Below are 15384 nucleotides of genomic sequence, written 5' to 3'. Positions count from 1 at the left end.
GCCGGTACCTCCCCCTGACCCAAGTATCGCGTTCAAAGTCGTCATGCCCCTGGCCGACGACCGCGACAGGATTCCGGGTATCGCTCCGACCGACAAGGACACGCTATGACTTGGACGGACGAACGGGTTGAGTTGCTGAAGAAGCTCTGGACCGACGGTTTGAGCGCGAGCCAGATCGCCTCGGAGCTTGGCGGCGTAACGCGCAATGCGGTCATTGGCAAGGTACATCGGCTGAGCCTGTCGGGTCGCGCCAAGCCGGCTTCGACGCCGGTGGCTCGCGCCCGCAAGCCTGCGACAGCAAGCAATGGCCGATCGGCGACGACGGGCCGCCCCAATCCTGTCAGGCCGATGGTGGCGGGCAATACCGCGCTGAAGCCGCTCGGCCAGATCGTGCCGGAACCGCGGCGCATGCCCCGGCCGGCCGGCTCGGACGACGTCGTCGTGCCGATCAGCCTGCATGCCACGATCCTCACGCTCACCGAACAGACCTGCAAATGGCCGATCGGCGACCCGAGCACCGAGGATTTCCATTTCTGCGGCCAGCGGTCGAATTCCGGCATTCCGTACTGCGAATATCATTCGCGCGTCGCGTACCAGCCGGTGCATGACCGCCGCCAGAAGAAGGCCGTCGGCGCCTGATCGCGCCGGCCTGACGCTGGCTCCGGCGCCTGGCGCGCCGACGAGACCAGCCGCAATCCCGGCCGTGCCGTCCTCCATCGAGGCGCACGGCCGATTTGTTTTCCGGCCTCCCCTGCCGACAATAGAAAAGCCGCGCCGGGATTTCTGTCCCGCACGCGGCTTCTTGTTCTTTAGCTCTTGAAGGCGGATCCGGAACGCGCCCCGCCTTGAACCTCCCCCTTGAGGGAAGGTCGAAATCGCATTGCGATTTCGGGAGGGGGCGCTTGGCGGAGGCAGCCACGGCGGCCCCCGGATTATCTCGCATCTGGCAGCCCCTCCCCAAAACCGGCCGCGCCGGTTTTGACCCTCCCTCAAGGGGAGGGTTCAAGCGGAGTGATTGCCTCAGGCCATCGCGAACTGGTCGTCGAAGGAATAGCCGGAGCCGCGCACGGTGCGGATCGGATCCTTGACGCGGCCGCGGTTCACCGCCTTGCGCAGGCGGCCGATATGGACGTCGACGGTGCGCTCGTCGACATAGACGTCGCGACCCCAGACTCCATCCAGCAACTGTTCGCGTGAAAAGACGCGGCCGGGGCTCTTCATCAGATATTCGAGCAGGCGGAACTCGGTCGGGCCGAGATGCAGTTCGCGTCCCGAGCGGCGGACGCGATGCGTCTCGCGATCGAGCTCGATGTCGCCGGCGCGCAGCAGCGTGGCGATCACCTCGGGCCGCGAGCGGCGCAGGATCGCGCGCACGCGCGCCATCAGCTCCGGCACGGAGAACGGCTTGACGACATAGTCGTCGGCGCCGGTGGCGAGACCGCGGATGCGCTCCTGCTCCTCGCCGCGGGCGGTGAGCATGATCACCGGCAGCGTGCGGGTGGCGTCGCGGGCGCGCAGCCGCCGGCAGAGCTCGATGCCGGAGATCCCCGGCAGCATCCAGTCGAGCAGCAGCAGGTCGGGCACGGTTTCGAGGAGGCGCATCTCGGCGTCGTCGCCGCGCGGCACGACCTCGACCGTGTACCCTTCCGCTTCCAGATTGTAACGGAGGAGGAGGCTCAGCGCCTCCTCATCCTCGACGATCATAACGCGTGGCGTCATTCACGAATTCCTGGGTGTATCTGACGGAACCGTCAGTTCTTCTCGTAGTTGACGGCGGTCGTGCTCGACTCGTCCTGCTTCGGCCGGTCTTCAGCGAGCACCTGGCCGGTGACGACATAGTAGACCGTCTCGGCGATGTTGGTAGCGTGATCGCCGATGCGCTCGATGTTCTTGGCGCAGAAGAGAAGATGCGTGCAGAAGGTGATGTTGCGCGGGTCTTCCATCATGTAGGTCAGAAGCTCGCGGAAGAGCGACGTGTACATCGCGTCGATCTCTTCGTCGCGCTTCCAGACTTCATAGGCCTGGTCGACGTCGCGGCTCGCATAGGCGTCCAGCACGTCCTTGAGCTGGGCAAGCGACAGCTCCGCCATGTGCTCGACGCCGGTGTTGAAGCGCTTCGACTGCAGCTGGCCGTCGAGCGCCATGACGCGCTTGGCGATGTTCTTGGCCAGGTCGCCGATGCGCTCGAGATCGCTGGCGATGCGCTGCGCCGCGATGACTTCGCGCAGGTCCATCGCCATCGGCTGGCGACGGGCGATGATCATGATCGCCCGCTCCTCGCACTCGCGCTGCAGCGCGTCGAGCTTCTTGTCGTCGGCGATCACCTGCTTGGCGGTCTCGGTATCGACCCGCATCAGCGCGCCGACGGACACATCGACCAGGCGCTCGGCCATGCCGCCCATCTCGGCGATGCGGCGGGCGACGTCATTGAGCTCTTCGTCGTAGCGGGAAACAATATGTTCGGACATCTCGTGCTCCTGCGTCCACCCGGCCTCAGCCGAAGCGTCCGGTGATGTAGTCCTGGGTGCGCTTGTCGCTCGGCGACGTGAAGATCTTCGTCGTCTCGTCGAACTCGATCAGCTCGCCGAGATACATGAAGGCGGTGTAGTCGGAGACGCGCGCCGCCTGCTGCATGTTGTGCGTGACGATGGCGATCGTGTAGTCGGTCGTCAGCTCGTCGATCAGTTCCTCGATCTTCGCGGTCGAGATCGGATCGAGCGCCGAGCAGGGCTCGTCGAACAGCACGACTTCCGGCCGCACCGCGATGGTGCGGGCGATGCAGAGGCGCTGCTGCTGGCCGCCCGAGAGGCTGAGGCCGCTCGAATGCAGCTTGTCCTTGACCTCGTTCCAGAGCGCGCCGCGCGTCAGCGCCGCCTCGACCCGGCCGTCCATCTCGGAGCGCGAGATGTTCTCGTAGAGGCGGATGCCGAAGGCGATGTTCTCGTAGATCGACATCGGGAACGGCGTCGGCTTCTGGAACACCATGCCGACGCGGGCGCGCAGCATGTTGCGGTCCTGGTCGGGGTTCAGCACGTTCTGGCCGTCGAAGATCACCTCGCCCTCGGCGCGCTGGCGCGGGTAGAGGTCGTACATGCGGTTCAGAACCCGCAGCAACGTCGACTTTCCGCAGCCCGACGGGCCGATGAACGCCGTGACCTTCTTCTCGAACAGCGGCAGGTTGATCGTCTTCAGCGCCAGGTTGTCGCCGTAGAAGAACTTCAGATTACGGATCGAGATCTTCTCGGCCAAGCCGGCCGTGTTCATCGCGGTCTGGGTCATTTGGAAGCCTTGGGGCTGAGGAAGGCGCGGGCGACGATGTTGAGCGCCAGCACGGTAAAGGTGATGAGGAGGGCGCCGGTCCAGGCGAGCTTCTGCCAATCGGCATAGGGCGACAGCGCGAACTGGAAGATCGTCACCGGCAGCGACGACATCGGTGCGTTGAGGTTGGTGCTCCAGAACTGGTTGTTCAGCGCCGTGAAGAGCAGCGGGGCGGTCTCGCCGCTGACGCGGGCGATCGCCAGCAGCACGCCGGTGACGATGCCGGACATCGCGGCCTTGTAGGCGACGTGCCGGATCATGACCGAGCGCGGCAGGCCGAGCGCCGCGGCCGCTTCGCGCAGCTGGTTCGGCACCAGGTTGAGCATGTCTTCCGTGGTGCGGACGACGACCGGGATCACCAAGATGGCGAGGGCGACCATGCCGGCCACCGCCGAGAAGTGGCCCATCTGGACGACCATCACCTCATAGACGAACAGGCCGATGACGATCGAGGGCGCCGCCAGCAGGATGTCGTTGATGAAGCGGACGACGGTCGTCAGCTTGTTGTTCCGGCCGTATTCCGACATGTAGGTGCCGGCGAGGATGCCGATCGGCGTGCCGATGATGACGCCGCCGAAGGTCATCAGGAGGCTGCCCCAGATGGCGTTCAGCAGGCCGCCGGCCGAGCCGGGCGGCGGCGTCATTTCCGTGAACACCGCCAGCGACAGGCCGCTGAGGCCCTGGTAGAGCAGCGCGCCCAGGATGAGCACCAGCCAGGCCAGGCCGAAGGCGGTGGCGCCGACGGAGAGCGTGAGCAGGACCGCGTTGCCGCGCCGGCGGCGACGATAGATCGCCTGGGCGGCGGGCGTCGAGGCGGCTGAATAGCCGATTGTGCCGAGAGTGCTTGCCATGGTTGCGCGCCTCAATTGCCGGCTTTGACGTTCATGCGCAGCAGCAGCAGGCGCGCCGCGGCGAGAACGATGAAGGTGATGACGAAGAGGATCAGGCCGAGCGCGATCAGCGACGAGGTGTAGAGGTCGCCGACGGCTTCGGTGAATTCATTGGCGATCGAGGCCGAGATGGTCGTGCCGGGCGCCATGATCGAGGCGGAGATCTTGTGGGCGTTGCCGATGACGAAGGTGACGGCCATCGTCTCGCCGAGCGCGCGGCCGAGGCCGAGCATGATGCCACCGATGACGCCGACGCGGGTATAGGGCAGCACCACCTTGGTGACGACTTCCGACGTGGTGCAGCCGAGGCCGTAGGTCGCCTCCTTCAGCACTGGCGGAACCGTGTCGAACACGTCGCGGGTGATCGAGGTGATGAAGGGCAGCACCATGATCGCCAGGATGAAGCCGGCGGTCAGCACGCCGATGCCGTAGGGCGGGCCGGCGAACAGGCTGTTCAGCACCGGGATCGGCTCGAAGACCGAGATCAGGAAGGGCTGGATGTTGGTCTGGAAGAACGGGGCAAAGACGAACAGGCCCCAGATGCCGTAGATGATCGAGGGGATGCCGGCGAGCAGTTCGATGGCGACGCCGATCGGACGCTTCAGCCAGGGCGGGCACAGCTCGGTCAGGAAGATGGCGATGCCGATGCCGACCGGCACGGCGACCAGAAGCGCGATGATGGACGTCACCACCGTGCCGTAGATGGGCGCGAGCGCGCCGAATTTCTCGGTGACCGGGTTCCAGGACTGGGACGTCAGGAAGCCAAGGCCATAGGTCGAGAGCGCCGGGATCGAGCCGTGGATCAGCGAGATGATCACGCCGCCGAGAAGCAGCAGGACCAGCGTCGCGGCGCCGAAGGTCAGTCCCCTGAAGGTGGCGTCTCCGGCCCTGAACCGTCGCATGCGTTTCAGCTTGGCATCATCCATGCCGGCGCTGGTCACGCTCGTCATCGCTGCATCGACCATGTTGTTTTCCCGGTTCCGCATACGGAGCCACTATTTGTCACGAGGAAGAAGAGGGGCAGTGCGCCCCTCTTCCTGATCAGGTCGGCTTAGTTGGCCGCGAAGACCGGCTTGCCGTCGGCACCAAGGATTTCCTTGGCCCAGGTCGCCTTGATGTTGGCGACGACCGCGTCCGGCAGCGGGATGTAGTGCAGCTCTTCAGCCATCTTGTCGCCCTTGTCGTAGGCCCAGTTGAAGAACTTGAGGGCTTCGGCGACGTCGGCCGCGTTGTCCGGCTTGGCGTAGACGAGGATGAAGGTGGCGGCGGTGATCGGCCAGGAGGTCGCGCCGGGCTCGTTCGTCAGCAGGACGTAGTAGCCGGGAGCATTGGCCCAATCGACATTGGCGGCGGCGGCGGCGAAGTTGGCCGCGTCCGGAGCAACCGTCTGGCCGTCCTTGTTGACGAGCTTGGCGTAGGACATGCCGTTCTGGGCGGCGAAGGCATACTCGACGTAGCCGATCGAACCCTGGGTCTGGCCGACATTGGCGGCGACGCCCTCATTGCCCTTGGCGCCGAGGCCGACCGGCCATTCGACGGCCGAAGCAGCGCCGATCTCGTCAGCCCAGGACTTCGAGACCTGCGACAGGTAGGTCGTGAAGACGAAGCTGGTGCCCGAACCGTCCGAGCGGCGCACGACGGCGATCGCGGTATCCGGCAGCGTCAGCGACGGGTTGAGCTTCTTGATCGCCTCGTCGTTCCACTTGGCGATCTTGCCCTGGAAGATGTCGGCCAGCGTCTGGCCGTCGAGGACGAGCTCGCCCGGCTTCAGGCCGGGAACGTTGATGATCGGAACCACACCGCCGATGACGGTCGGGAACTGGACCAGGCCGGCCTTCGCGAGCTCTTCCGGCTTCAGCGGAGCGTCGGAGGCGCCGAAGGTGACCGTCTTGGCCTTGATCTGCTTGATACCGCCGCCGGAACCGATCGACTGGTAGTTCATGCCGATGCCGGTTTCCTTCTTATAGCTATCCGCCCACTTGGCGTAGACCGGATAGGGGAAGGTCGCGCCGGCGCCGGAGATATCGGCTGCCTGGGCCGCGCCGAGGCCAATCGTGGTGGCGAAAAGGCCGGCGGCGAGAACGATGTTCTTGAGTTTCACCTGACGTCTCCCTGACGAAGGTTCGGGACTTGCGGTTGCTTGTCCCCGCCGCAGACGACCGGGACGCGAGGGGACCGTAGAGGTCACACGTTATGGTTCTATGACAGTCCCATTACTGTTTTGTGACAGTGCAAGCCTTTGTAATCACTTCACTTTCTCAAGAGACATCGAATCCGGAACCGCCAGTTGCGTAGTGAATGCGACAGTGAAGGTCGACCCCTCTCCCGCCCGGCTTTCGATCAGAAGCCTGGCGCGGTGCCGGTTGAGGATGTGCTTGGCGATGGCGAGGCCGAGCCCGGTGCCGCGCTGGGCGTGGCTCGCCTGGATGTCGGCGCGATAGAAGCGCTCGGTCAGCCGCGGCAGGTGCTCGGCCGGGATTCCGGCGCCGAAATCCCGCACCGAGACGACCGGGCCGCCGCGCCCGCCGACCGGCGCGGTCGCCGTCACCAGCACGCGCTTGCCGGAGCGGCCGTATTTGCAGCCGTTCTCGATCAGGTTCTGGAACACCTGCACCAGCTCGTCGCGATCGGCCGGCACCACCAGCGGCGTTTCCGGCAGGTTGGTCTCGATCGTCACGCCGAGATCGCGCGCCAGCGGCTCCAGCGCGTCGACGACGCCGCGAATGACGCGGGAGACGTCGACGGGCGTCTCCGGCCGCATATGCGCCTTCATCTCGATGCGCGACAGCGACAAGAGGTCGTCGATGAGCCGGCTCATCCGCGTCGCCTGGTCGTGCATGATGCCGAGGAAGCGCTCGCGCGCCACGGCGTCGTCGCGGGCCGGGCCCTGCATCGTCTCGATGAAGCCGGAGAGCGAGGCGAGCGGCGTGCGGAGCTCGTGGCTGGCATTGGCGACGAAATCGACGCGGATCTTCTCGCTGACGCGCTGTTCGGTCAGGTCGGAGAAGATCAGCACGATGAAGCCGCTGCGGTCGTTGTCGGCATGGGCGGCCGGCTCGAGCGGCGAGAACCAGGCCTCGTACCAGCGCTCGGTCGGGCCACGCTCGAGGAACTCGACCTTCTCGGCCGGGCCGCCGCCGGCGACGCGGTCGAAGGCGCCGACGAAATCGGGCGCGCGCAGCCGGAAGGTCAAGGGATCGCCCGGCCGGATCGGAAACGCGCCCTCGGCGCGGCTGTTGGCATAGCGCACGACGCCACGCCGATCGAGGATGATGCAGGGTTCCGGCAGCGCGTCCGCCATGCGCTTGACGCCGGTCTCGGGCCAGATCGAGGGCGGCTGGCGGCTCTTCAACCGAACGGGGCGCGCCTCGCGGCCGCGCACGAAGACGGCGAAGAAGCCGAGGGTGCAGGCGAGCAGGATGCCGGCGACGACGGCGCGGATCTGGCCGATCAGCACGAGCAGCAGCAGCAGCGCCGCCAGCATCATGAAAAAGGCGCGCGCGTCGAGCAGGCGAGCCGCGAGCCCTCCCCTGTCGCCGTCGATCTCCCGCTCTTCCGCCAACCCTTCGTTATCGGCCATCAACAATTCCGTTTCATCCCAATCCGCCGTCCCGCGACAGCAATGCCGGCTCATCATCGCATGTCGAACAGGACAAGCAGATGACATCGTGGCAGTGTCCCGCGCAGGGCATACTTAGGAGATCGGAGCCGACATGGCCAATGCAGGGAAGACAAAGTCCAGATCCGCGGCGTCCGGGGCCGGCGACAGCACTTCCGAGGATCCGAAGACCGAAAACGGCACGACGGCGGAAGTCATCGTCTCCGCCGACGAGGCGTCCGGCAAGCAGGACAAGCCGGACAAGGGCGACAAGCGCAAGAACGGCAAGAATGGCAAGGACGCCAAAGACGCCAAGGAGAGCAAGAAGGACGACAAGAACGATAAGAAGGACAAGGGAACCAAGGACGACAAGGGCGAGAAGAGTGACAACAACGGCAAGCCGGAGGCCGCTCCGCCGCTGCCGAAGCAGCTCGAGCCGACCTTCGACGCCGCGCCGATCGAGACCAAGCTCGGCTCGTTCGATCTCGACAATCCCGTCCTGCCCGAATGGGTCGCCGACACCGCGCTCAAGTCGGGCGGCTATCCCTATGACAAGACGCTGAAGTCGGAGAAATACGACGAGGACCTGACGGCGCTGCAGATCGAGCTGGTCAAGCTGCAGCACCACGTCATCGAGAAGGGCCTCAAGGTCGTCATGGTGTTCGAGGGCCGCGACGCCGCCGGCAAGGGCGGCGCCATCTTCGCGCTGCGGCAATATCTCAACCCGCGCACCGCGCGCGACGTCGCCCTGCCGAAGCCGACCGAGACCGAGCGCGGCCAGTGGTATTTCCAGCGCTATGTCGCGGAGCTGCCGACGGCGGGCGAAATCGTCACCTTCGACCGCTCCTGGTACAACCGCGCCGGCGTCGAGATCGTCATGGGCTTCTGCACGCCGGAAGAGTACAAGATCTTCCTGAAGCAGGTTCCCTATTTCGAGCAGGCGCTCGTCCAGTCCGGCACGATCCTGTTCAAGTTCTGGCTCGACATCGGCCAGGAGATGCAGCTGAAGCGGTTCCACGAGCGGCGGCACAATCCGCTCAAGATCTGGAAGCTGTCGCCGATGGACTATGCAGCGCTTGGCAAGTGGAAGGACTACTCCAAGGCGCGCGACACGATGCTCGAGGCCTGTCACAACGAGGCGACGCCCTGGACCGTGGTGCTTGCCAACGACAAGCGCCGCGCCCGGCTCAACATCATCCGCCACGTGCTGGGCCAGATCGACTATCCCGGCCGCGACAAATCGGTGGTGCGCGAGCCCGATCCGCTCATCCTCGGACAGGGTCTGAAGTTCCTGAAAAAGGGCTCCTGACGGAGGGAAGGCTGCCGAAGTTTTGCCTTCGGTTCGCTTTATCAACCGTTCGTTCACCCTTTTTCGGTCATCCCGGGGAATATGAGTCAGCTCCAATCGGTCCTGCGTCGCTCCGTAGCGCATCTCGACCCGTCCGATCAGGACGGTCGGGAACGCATGTTCGCGAATGCGCGCGAAGCGATGATCCGCCTGCTGTGGTCCTATGACCCGCCCCTCTCGCCCAGCGAGATCGACAGCAAGATCGACGAGTTCGACGATATCGTCGTGACCATCCTGAACGAAGCCGACGCGCCCCCGGAGGCCCCGCCGGCATTCGAGGACGACGAACCCGAGCTGCCGCTGGCCGCGGCGCTCGCGCTGGACGAGGCGGAAGCCGCGCCGGAACTGGCATTCGAACCCGGTCGGGGTTTTGATCCCGGCCGGAGCTCGCAGTCCGCAAGCGACGAGGGAGAGCCGGAGCCCGAAGAGGATCCGGAACCGAGCCCCGAGCCGAAACCCGCGCCGCTTCCCGACCGGCGCGCCGAGGCGCTCGCCATCCTGCGCCGGCCGGCCCGCTTCGCGCCGCTGCCTGAGATCGGCGCTCCGACGCCCGTCCTCCAGGCGGACCGGACCGAAAGCGCCCTGAAGGCGAAGAAGGCCGTCGAGGAAGCGCTCGCCCGGCTGAACGGCAAGCTGGTTCCGGCCGCCGACGACGAGGATCCCGCCGAGGAAGAAGATCCCATCGAGCTCGAGGACGAGGTCGAGGAAACAGACGCCTCGGACGAGCCGCCGGAAGCCGACGACGCGGCGGAGGAGCCCGAGGACGAGATCGACGCTCCCGACGTCGACACGTGGCTCGACGATGCCCTCGCCGGGGCGGCGTCCGAGGACGACGAGCCGGACGCCGAAGACGACGAGCACGACGATTCCGACGATCGCGACGACGATAGCGACGATCGCCTCGACAGGCTGGATCGCCTCGGCGAGCGCCTTGTCGCGGCGCGCCCCACGCACGTCGCCGGCGAGCCGATCGACGACGAGGAACAACTCGAAGACATCGAGCCGGCTGAGGACGAGCCGGCCGACGACGAACTCTATGACGAGGAGCCGGCGCGCCCGAGTCTCGGCGAGCGCGTCCGCGACGCGATCGGCCAATTCAGCGGTCAGGTCAGCGGACGGGTGATCGCGGCGGTCGCCGCGGCGGCGATCCTGCTCGTCGGCGGTATTTTTGCCGGCGCCCATTTCCTCGGCCGCGCGCCGTCGCCGCCCGTCTCGGTCGCCGCGACGACCCCGCCGGCTCCGTCATCACAACCGGCGAGCCCGGCGCCCGCGACGACCGCCCCGGCCAGGCCGGCCGCGCCGGCCCCGGCCTCTCCGGCGGAAATTCCGACCGGCGCGCTGGCGCTCGAATCCATCACCCTGTTCGACGGCCGCGACCCCAGCGTGTTCCAGTCGTCGCCCGACAATCCCGTCCGCTTCGAGGGCGACACGCTGGGCGGCTTCGCCCGCGTCGCCTCCTCGTCCAACTCGACGGGATCGCGGATCACGGTCGGGCGCGGCGTGTTCGAGCGCCTCGCCGGCCGCACGGTCCGCATCGTCGTGGTGGCGCGGGCGGCGGCGACCGACCCGGCGAACTCGCTCCGCTTCTCCTACCAGAACGGCCGCAGCCTCAGCCCCTGGCAGGACGGCGCGATCGGCGCCGATTATGCGCCGCTGTCGCTGACCTGGACCGTGCCGAAGGACCGCGGCGGCCCGGAGACCGACGCGATCATGATCGAACCCGGCATCCCCGGCGACGGCACCGCGGCCGATGTCAGCTCGGTGCGGATCGAGATTTTGAAATAGGGGTGCCCGCCGTCATCCCGGGCGGAGACCCGGGATCCATTCAGCTGGGTTGCCGGGCGCTGTGCGCGGCGAGGCTTCGGCTGCATGGATCCCCGCCTGCGCGGGGATGACGGGCCGCGCGCCCTAGGGCCAGAGGCTCGATTCCCATCATCCTGAGGTGCCCGAGCGCAGCTCGGGCCTCGAAGGACGCACGAACTCCGTGCAGTCCATCGATGGCACAGCGGCTCTGCGTGCTTCGAGACGGCCCTGCGGGCCTCCTCAGCATGATGAGAGTGGTGTCCTGCAAAGATCTCCTCAGTGTCGGGCCCGAAATGGAACCGGGCCTTGAACCCTCCCCTTGAGGGAGGGTCAAGACCGCCATCTGGCGGTCTTGGGGAAGGGTTCTTCGTCGGATTTGCCGCAAGCTCAGCGAATTACCCCCTCCCGAAAACGCGAAGGGCGTTTTCGACCTCCCCTCAAGGGGGAGGTTCAAGAAAGAGGGCAGGATTCCACCAAAATCCCAACATTACGGGCCAGACGCGCAGGGACCGGTGAAGGGGCGCATGCCCCTCCGACCCGTTACCCCGGCAGGTAACCGTTGCCGATGAGGTAGTCGACGATCTGATCGGCCAGCGCCTCGGACTCGTGCGTCGTCGTGTCGAGGTGGATGTCGGCCGAAAGCGGCGCCTCGTAGGGACTGTCGATGCCGGTAAAATTCTTGATCTGGCCCTCGCGCGCCTTCTTGTAGAGGCCCTTCACGTCGCGTTCCTCGGCGACGGCGAGCGGCGTATCGACGAAGATCTCGATGAACTCTCCGTCCTCCACCAGATCGCGCGCCATCTGGCGCTCCGAGCGGAAGGGCGAGATGAACGAGACCAGCACGATCAGGCCGGCGTCGACGAACAGCTTCGCCGTCTCGGCGACGCGGCGGATGTTCTCCACCCGGTCGGCGTCGGTGAAGCCGAGATCGCGGTTCAAGCCGTGGCGGACATTGTCGCCGTCGAGCAGATAGGTGTGCCGCCCCATCAGGTGCAGCTTCTTCTCGACCAGATTGGCGATCGTCGACTTGCCGGCGCCGGAGAGGCCGGTGAACCAGAGGATGCTCGGCCGCTGGCCCTTGGCGCCGGAGCGCGCCGCCTTGTCGATATCGAGCGCCTGGCGGTGGATGTTGGTGGCGCGGCGGAGCCCGAAGCGGATCATGCCGGCGGCGACCGTCTGGTTGGTGAACCGGTCGATCAGGATGAAGGCGCCGGTGGCGCGGTTCTCCTCATAGGGATCAAAGGCGATCGGCTCGGCGAGCGACAGATTGGCGAAACCGATATCGTTCAGCGCCAGCGTCTTCGCCGCCAGCGGCTTCAGCGTGTCGGCCTCGACCCGGTGTTTCAGCTCGGTCACGGCCGCGCCGACGACGCGGGTGCCGACCTTCATCAGATAGGGCCGCCCCGGCAGCATCGGCGCCTCGGCCATCCAGATCAGATGCGCGGCGAACTGGTCGGAAACGTCCGGCCGAGCCTCGGCCGGCACCAGGATGTCGCCGCGCGACACGTCGATCTCGCGGTCGAGCGTCAGCGTGACGGCGTCGTCCGTCGCGGCGACCGGCTGGTCGCCGTCATAGGTGACGATGCGCTCGATCTTCGCCGGCTGGCCGGTCCGCGCCACCACCACCGCGTCGCCCGGCCGGACCTCGCCGCTCGCTACCGTTCCGGAATAGCCGCGGAAGCTCAGGTCGGGGCGGTTCACCCATTGCACGGGGAAGCGGAACGGCCGCTCGGCGCTCGGCGTCAGTTCGAGCGTCTCGAGATGCTCCAGCAGCGTCGGCCCGCGATACCAGCCCATGCTCGGGCTCGGCGCGGTGACGTTGTCGCCGAAGCGGGCCGAGAGCGGGATGGCGACACGGCTTGCGAAGCCGTAGTGATCGGCGTCCGCGTCGAATTCGGCGACGATGCGCTCGAACACCGCCTGGTCGTAGCCGACGAGGTCGATCTTGTTGATGGCGAGCACGACGTGGCGGATGCCGAGCAGCGAGGCGATCGTCGCGTGCCGTCGCGTCTGGGTCAGGATGCCTTTTCGCGCATCGATGAGGAGGACCGCGAGATCCGCCGTCGAGGCGCCGGTCGCCATGTTGCGCGTGTACTGCTCATGGCCGGGCGTGTCGGCGACGATGAACTTGCGCTTCTCGGTGGCGAAGAAGCGATAGGCGACGTCGATGGTGATGCCCTGCTCGCGCTCGGCCTCGAGCCCGTCGACCAGGAGGGCGAGGTCGATGTCATCGCCGACCGTGCCGAATTTTCGGGAGTCCTTTTCCAGCGTCGCGAGCTGGTCCTCGAACAGGCGCTTGGTGTCATAGAGCAGGCGGCCGATCAGGGTCGACTTGCCGTCGTCGACGCTGCCGCAGGTCAGGAAACGCAGGATGCCCTTGACGTCCTTCTCGGCAAAGAGTACGGGCGCGGGCTGGCCGTCGACGACCGGACGGGGGGAGACGATCTCGGTCATCAGAAATATCCCTCGCGCTTCTTCTTTTCCATCGAGCCGGATTCGTCGTGGTCGATGAGGCGGCCCTGCCGCTCGGAGGTGGTGGCGAGGAACATCTCGCGGACGATGTCGTCGAGCGTCTCGGCGTCGGATTCGACCGCCGCCGTCAGCGGATAGCAGCCAAGCGTGCGGAAGCGGACGCGGCGCATCTCCGCCACCTCGCCCGGCAGGAAGCGCATGCGCGCGTCGTCGGCCATGATCAGCTGGCCGTTGCGCTCGACCACCGGGCGCTCGGCCGAGAAATAGAGCGGCACGATCGGGATCTGCTCGGCGAGGATGTATTGCCAGATGTCGAGCTCGGTCCAGTTCGACAGCGGGAAGACGCGGATCGTCTCGCCGGGCTTCACGCGGGTGTTGTAGAGCGACCAGAGCTCCGGCCGCTGGTTCTTCGGGTCCCAGCCGTGGTTGGCGGAGCGGAACGAGAAGATGCGCTCCTTGGCCCGGCTCTTCTCCTCGTCGCGACGGGCGCCACCGAAGGCCGCGTCATAGCCGCCGGCATCCAGCGCCTGCTTCAGCGCCTCGGTCTTCATGATCTGGGTGTAGTTGGACGAGCCATGGTCGAACGGGTTGATGCCCGCCGCCTTGCCCTCCTGGTTGGTATGGACCTTCAGGTCCAGCCCCAGCCGGCGCACCGTCTCGTCGCGGAACGCGATCATCTCGCGGAACTTCCACGTCGTATCGACATGCAGCAGCGAAAAGGGCGGCTTGCCGGGGTGGAAGGCCTTCATCGCCAGATGCAGCATGACCGACGAATCCTTGCCGATCGAATAGAGCATCACGGGATTGTCGAAGTTGGCGACGACTTCCCGCATGATGAAGATCGCCTCGGCCTCGAGGCGGCGAAGATGCGACAGGACGGGTTGTGCCATGAAAAACTCCGGAATGGAGCGGAAACCTAGTCTTCGTCAGCCCTCGGTCTCAAGCACAGCTGTGCCGTAATTATCCATCTATGGCTTGAAGATTGGCGCGATGACCTCGATTTTCGAAAAGTGGTTTCAACAAACTCGATGGATATGGTCGTGTTTCACGCGATGGCCGGGATCCGGGCGCCCCGCGCCACGAACCAGGGATTGGCATAGGCGCGAACGCCGTCGCCGCCCGCGGGGCCATAGACGAACGCGCCGCCATCGACCGTCTCGACCATACCGCCAGCCGCGCGCAGCACCGCGTCGCCCGCCGCCGTGTCCCATTGCATGGTCGGTCCCATGCGCGGATAGAGATCGGCCTCGCCCGCCGCCATCAGGCAGAACTTCAGCGACGAACCGGCGGCGACCAGCGACGCGCCGGGGAAGCGGGCGATGAACTGATCGGTCTCGGGTGTGCGGTGCGAGCGGCTGGCGAGGATACGCGGCGGCGAGGCGGCCGGATCGGCGACGTGGATGGCGCGGCGCGCCGCGATGGCGCCGTCGACGATGGTGAGATGCTCGGCGCCCTTGCCGAGACGTCCGGCATAGAGATCGCCGCGCACCGGCGCATAGACGATGCCGAGAACAGGCACGCCGTTCTCGACCAGCCCGATATTGACGGTGAAATCGCCGTTGCGGCTGATGAACTCGCGCGTGCCGTCGACTGGATCGACCAGGAAGAACGCCCCGCCCACCGTCGGAATGAGGCCATCGGAGCAGGCTTCCTCGGCAACGACGGGAATATCCGGTGCCAGCCGTGTGAGATCGGCGAGGATCACCTTCTCCGCCAGCCGGTCGGCTTCCGTAACCGGCGAAGCATCGCCCTTGTGCTCGACCGCGAAGCCGCCATCATAGACGTGCATGACAACGGTGCCGGCGGCGATCGCCGTCGCGATCAGGGCCTCGAACACGGCGTCGTCTGGGGCCTTCTGACGGGACACGATCGGAACTCTCCAAGAATTGGCCGGCAAGGGGGGATGGCCCGGAATGACTTTCGCTACGGAAACGACGATGCCTTCTGCGCTCGTA

General features: G+C 66.3%; 13 protein-coding genes. 3 read left to right on the top strand and 10 right to left on the bottom strand.

From position 1 onward, the window contains the following. The first annotated feature begins 105 nt into the window (after nt 1-105). Entirely contained in the window at nt 106-639 is a 534-nt protein-coding gene (locus K32_RS01280) for a GcrA family cell cycle regulator (protein ID WP_201402289.1), read from the top strand. A gap of 381 nt (nt 640-1020) precedes the next feature. Here K32_RS01280 and phoB read toward each other — a convergent pair whose 3' ends face one another. From phoB to K32_RS01245, 7 genes are all read right to left on the bottom strand, one after another. After that, on the bottom strand, nt 1021-1719 hold the full coding sequence (phoB, locus tag K32_RS01275; RefSeq protein ID WP_201402288.1) for a phosphate regulon transcriptional regulator PhoB: 699 nt from the start codon (nt 1717-1719) through the stop codon (nt 1021-1023). A 32-nt stretch (nt 1720-1751) separates the two neighbouring features. Next, entirely contained in the window at nt 1752-2468 is a 717-nt protein-coding gene (gene phoU, locus K32_RS01270) for a phosphate signaling complex protein PhoU (RefSeq protein ID WP_201402287.1), read from the bottom strand. A gap of 25 nt (nt 2469-2493) precedes the next feature. Continuing rightward, nucleotides 2494-3279: a phosphate ABC transporter ATP-binding protein PstB gene (pstB, locus tag K32_RS01265; RefSeq protein WP_201402286.1), complete on the bottom strand. Its 786-nt coding sequence runs from the start codon at nt 3277-3279 to the stop codon at nt 2494-2496. Further along, nucleotides 3276-4169 carry a phosphate ABC transporter permease PstA gene (gene pstA / locus K32_RS01260; RefSeq protein ID WP_201402285.1) on the bottom strand — a complete coding sequence of 298 codons (894 nt, stop codon included), beginning with the start codon at nt 4167-4169 and terminating at the stop codon, nt 3276-3278. The genes pstB and pstA overlap by 4 nt, the downstream gene beginning before the upstream one ends. An 11-nt stretch (nt 4170-4180) precedes the next feature. Beyond that, complete coding sequence (gene pstC / locus K32_RS01255; protein WP_244670027.1) at nt 4181-5134, bottom strand: phosphate ABC transporter permease subunit PstC; 954 nt, start codon at nt 5132-5134, stop codon at nt 4181-4183. Nucleotides 5135-5259: 125 nt separating this feature from the next. Next, nucleotides 5260-6309, bottom strand: coding sequence for a phosphate ABC transporter substrate-binding protein PstS (gene pstS / locus K32_RS01250; RefSeq protein ID WP_201402284.1), 1050 nt, complete (start codon nt 6307-6309; stop codon nt 5260-5262). 144 nt (nt 6310-6453) lie between these two features. Continuing rightward, a complete protein-coding gene (locus K32_RS01245) occupies nt 6454-7788 on the bottom strand; it encodes an ATP-binding protein (RefSeq protein WP_201402283.1) in 1335 nt (444 codons plus the stop codon). 436 nt (nt 7789-8224) lie between these two features. On the opposite strand from K32_RS01245, the gene ppk2 reads away from it, so the two are divergent. Together ppk2 and K32_RS01235 are read left to right on the top strand one after the other, a co-directional pair. Then, nucleotides 8225-9115, top strand: a complete 891-nt coding sequence (ppk2, locus tag K32_RS01240; RefSeq protein WP_201404296.1) for a polyphosphate kinase 2 — start codon at nt 8225-8227, stop codon at nt 9113-9115. 156 nt (nt 9116-9271) lie between these two features. Further along, a complete protein-coding gene (locus K32_RS01235) occupies nt 9272-10939 on the top strand; it encodes a hypothetical protein (protein ID WP_201402282.1) in 1668 nt (555 codons plus the stop codon). A gap of 558 nt (nt 10940-11497) precedes the next feature. On the opposite strand, the gene cysN is transcribed toward K32_RS01235, so the two are convergent. The 3 genes from cysN to cysQ form a co-directional block, all read right to left on the bottom strand. Then, entirely contained in the window at nt 11498-13411 is a 1914-nt protein-coding gene (gene cysN, locus K32_RS01230; protein ID WP_201402281.1) for a sulfate adenylyltransferase subunit CysN, read from the bottom strand. Then, entirely contained in the window at nt 13411-14319 is a 909-nt protein-coding gene (gene cysD, locus K32_RS01225; protein ID WP_201402280.1) for a sulfate adenylyltransferase subunit CysD, read from the bottom strand. Before cysD ends, cysN begins: the two co-directional genes overlap by 1 nt. Nucleotides 14320-14474: 155 nt before the next feature. Next, nucleotides 14475-15296 (bottom strand): 3'(2'),5'-bisphosphate nucleotidase CysQ, encoded by an 822-nt coding sequence (gene cysQ, locus K32_RS01220; RefSeq protein ID WP_244669770.1) that lies wholly within the window; start codon nt 15294-15296, stop codon nt 14475-14477. Nucleotides 15297-15384 lie beyond the last annotated feature (88 nt).

The organism is Kaistia sp. 32K (assembly GCF_016629525.1).
Taxonomy (GTDB): domain Bacteria; phylum Pseudomonadota; class Alphaproteobacteria; order Rhizobiales; family Kaistiaceae; genus Kaistia.
This window is presented reverse-complemented; position numbering and strand designations above follow the sequence as displayed.